This is a genomic window from Metasolibacillus meyeri (assembly GCF_003049505.1).
GTDB classification, from domain to species: domain Bacteria; phylum Bacillota; class Bacilli; order Bacillales_A; family Planococcaceae; genus Metasolibacillus; species Metasolibacillus meyeri.
The window spans coordinates 1-3,293 of record NZ_PYWN01000143.1; the positions used below are offsets into that span (position 1 = coordinate 1).

Annotated in this window: 4 protein-coding genes; 2 read left to right on the top strand and 2 right to left on the bottom strand. The window is 38.1% G+C overall.

From position 1 onward, the window contains the following. Positions 1–299 precede the first annotated feature (299 nt). Positions 300–1,379 carry a M42 family metallopeptidase gene (locus C9J34_RS17820; protein ID WP_107841530.1) on the bottom strand — a complete coding sequence of 360 codons (1,080 nt, stop codon included), beginning with the start codon at positions 1,377–1,379 and terminating at the stop codon, positions 300–302. 132 nt (positions 1,380–1,511) lie between these two features. Here C9J34_RS17820 and C9J34_RS17825 point away from each other — a divergent pair, with 132 nt between their 5' ends. Further along, positions 1,512–1,826 (top strand): hypothetical protein, encoded by a 315-nt coding sequence (locus tag C9J34_RS17825; RefSeq protein WP_107841531.1) that lies wholly within the window; start codon positions 1,512–1,514, stop codon positions 1,824–1,826. Between the two features lie 123 nt (positions 1,827–1,949). Beyond that, positions 1,950–2,711, top strand: a complete 762-nt coding sequence (locus C9J34_RS17830; protein ID WP_107841532.1) for an alpha/beta fold hydrolase — start codon at positions 1,950–1,952, stop codon at positions 2,709–2,711. 14 nt (positions 2,712–2,725) lie between these two features. Here C9J34_RS17830 and C9J34_RS17835 read toward each other — a convergent pair whose 3' ends face one another. Beyond that, positions 2,726–3,148, bottom strand: coding sequence for a hypothetical protein (locus tag C9J34_RS17835; RefSeq protein ID WP_107841533.1), 423 nt, complete (start codon positions 3,146–3,148; stop codon positions 2,726–2,728). Between the last annotated feature and the right edge of the window lie 145 nt (positions 3,149–3,293).

The following is a 3,293-nucleotide window of genomic DNA, read 5'->3' on the forward strand; positions in this document are numbered from 1 at the left end:
CGGGTATATCTGCGCTTTCTCATGGATATCTGCGACTTTCTCGGATATATCTGCGAATTTCCCAATATATCTGCGCTTTCTCATGGATATCTGCGGATTCCTCGGGTATATCTGCGCTTTCCCAGATATCTGTGGATTCTTCAACATATCTGCGCTTTCTCATGACTTATCTGTGAGCCAATCAAGCTACATTCATTGAAAGCGCTCGTTTTAGTTATTCGTTGTCGTTTTTCTATCCATAAAACAGCAAACAGGTGTCTGAGAAACAGGCGAGTACACCGCCTCTCAGACACCCTATTTTATACGTTAGCTTTTATCGTTTCAAGTGTTGTACGATCCGCTGTTTTTACAAGCTTCACTAATAATTCCTTTGCCGCTGCATAATCATCGACATGAATAATAGATGAAGATGTATGAATATAGCGTGAGCAAATGCCAATAACTGCTGAAGGTACGCCGTTTAATTGTGTATGCACTTTTCCAGCATCTGTTCCGCCACCTGGCGATACAAAATATTGGTACGGAATATTATTTGATTCTGCTGTATCTAAGACAAATTCACGCATACCTCGGTGTGTAACCATCGTGCGGTCAAAAATACGCACTAATGCGCCTTGCCCTAATTGACCAAATTGTGATTTATCACCCGAAGTATCGTTCGCAGGTGATGCATCTAATGCAAAAAATAAATCTGGCTCAATCATATTTGCTGAAACACCAGCTCCGCGCAAGCCGACTTCTTCCATTACATTCGCACCCGAATATAAATGATTTGCTAACTGCTCACCTTGTAATTCTTTTAATAACTCAATCGCTAAACCACAACCATAGCGGTTATCCCAAGCTTTTGCCATAATTTTTTGGGGATTAGCCATCGGTGTGAATGGGCATACAGGTAAAATTGACTGACCCGGACGCACACCCATTGACTCAGCATCTGCTTTTGAATCAGCACCGATATCAATTAACATATTTTTTATATCCATTGGCTTTGCTCGCTCTGCATCTGTTAATAAATGTGGCGGTACTGAAGCGATAACACCTGGAATTTCTCGCTCCTTTGCATATAGCGTTACGCGCTGTGCTAGCATCACTTGATTCCACCAGCCACCTAATGTTTGAAAACGAATCAGTCCATTATCTGTAATCGATGTAACCATAAAGCCTACTTCGTCCATATGACCTGCTACTAAAATTTTCGGCGCATCGGCTTGCGCTGATTTACGTACACCGAAAATCCCCCCTAAATTATCTTGAATCACTTCATCGGCATATTTCTCAAGCTCGCCACGCATAAAATTGCGTACTGCACGCTCATTACCAGGTGCTCCTGGAAGCTCTGTTAATGTTTTAAAAAGCTGCATTGTTTCTTGATTCATGTTACGACACACTCCCCTAATTAATATACGTTAACATTATAACATAAAGAATATTTATTTCGCTCTCCGAATTTTCTATTTTTTACATGCTCTAGCATATATGATAAAGTTACTTATAAGGAGGGAAGCAAAATGAAATTGAGAGATTTTGTTTTTGGGGTAGCGACAGGGCTAGCAGCAGCCATTATTATTAAGGAAGTAAGCGAGCGCGTTGACCCTTACTTATCAGCAGACACAGTATTACAGCAAATTAAAGCAGAATTTAAAAAAGAGGCACCGATTGATGGTTCATGGGTATTTATGAAAACAGAAGAGTTTAACAACGGCTTTACAACAGCTCCTGTCTATCGTGGTGGTATTTCACGCATGATGAATGGCGAAATGGAATCATTTGAATTCGCAGCAGATGCTCGCTCTGGTGCAGTGTTAGAGCTGACGAAGCTATAATCGTGCTTTTTAGCACTATATCCATGAATTTTGAGATTGATCAGTAGTGTTCAAAATCGCTGCATTCCAAGAAACTGCTTTGCTTTCGAGTAAGGCAGTTTTATTAATTGAGGGGGCTATACATTGCAATATACAATTTATAATGAGCATATACAGGACAAGATTTTTATTATGATACCTGCTTTGGGAGAAAGAAAAGAAATATATGAAAATCTAGCACAACACCTTGATACATACAAAGTGATATGCTTTGATTTGCCAGGGCACCATCAATATATAGTAGAAGATTTTTCAATTCATTCTTATATTAAAAACTTACATGAGCAACTAACAAAGCTAGGTATTGAAAAAGCTCACTGGATGGGGAATTCTATAGGAGCGTGGGTTATTCAAAGTTATTATACAAATTACACCAAAAGCGTTGAATCACTATGGCTATTAGATGGAGGCTATTTCTTTAAGAGGCATTATAACGATGAATCCATTGTCTTACCGATGACAGAGCGCTATGAGGATATTGTAGAAGCTGTCGAAACTTTAGCTGCTAACTTATCCGATTACGATTTTTTCAAACGATATTTTCTACATAATTTTGTGCAAGAACAAGGATATTATAAACATCATGCCAATGAAAAGGTTGTTAACGCTTTAGCGAAAGAAGTTGACACAATTGATTTTTGTGCAGATATATTTGATATCCCTGTATTTTTATGTATTTCTGAAGAAGCATATGAAGATGAGCTAACTCAAATACGGGTTACTGCATTCGAACAAAAACATCAACTAAAGGCCGTAATCATTCCAAATAGTCAGCACCTTTTACCACTAACAAATAGCGATGATTTAGCCTATTTAATCAACACTAAAAATCCACTCTCACTTTAACGTGTAGTGGATTTTCATTGTACCAATCTCTTCGCATACTCCCCTGTGTTCATATCAAAAATATATTGCCCTTGCTCCGTATAAATAAAGTATGCCCGATGATGTCCCTTTAGCTCATCGCCTATCTCTAATCGCACTGTTTCACCAATTTCTTGCTCAATTTTTTGCACAGCTTCCACATATGTAAATTCAGGTAAGTCATAGTAAACAATGGTCCCAATCAGCAACATGCATAATGGATACATAACCATTAATACTTTTGGTGATTTTACAGGCTTAAATAAAAATAGAATAAATAAAAAAATAGCGAGTAACAAGCTAGGTAGCCATACACTTGTTGATGTAGGGATGAAAGCATATTGCCTTCTGATAAAAAATAACCCTATTGAGAGGAAAATATGTATGGCACATAGTGTCAGCAATATGATTTTCTTCAATTTATCCCCTCCTTTGTTAATCCAATGTGTATAGCGCTTCTTTTATCCCGTATTAACAGGCTGTAAGACTCCCAATTCAAAATAGTGAATAGAAACGAAATAGTTAAGTGGGGAATCAACAGCCTGTAAAAACCCGATTGGTGAA

Excerpts from the sequence above, each read along its gene's own strand:
- C9J34_RS17820 (WP_107841530.1), bottom strand. The coding sequence starts at position 1,379 with ATGAATCAAGAAACAATGCAGCTTTTTAAAACATTAACAGAGCTTCCA.
- C9J34_RS17825 (WP_107841531.1), top strand. The coding sequence starts at position 1,512 with ATGAAATTGAGAGATTTTGTTTTTGGGGTAGCGACAGGGCTAGCAGCA.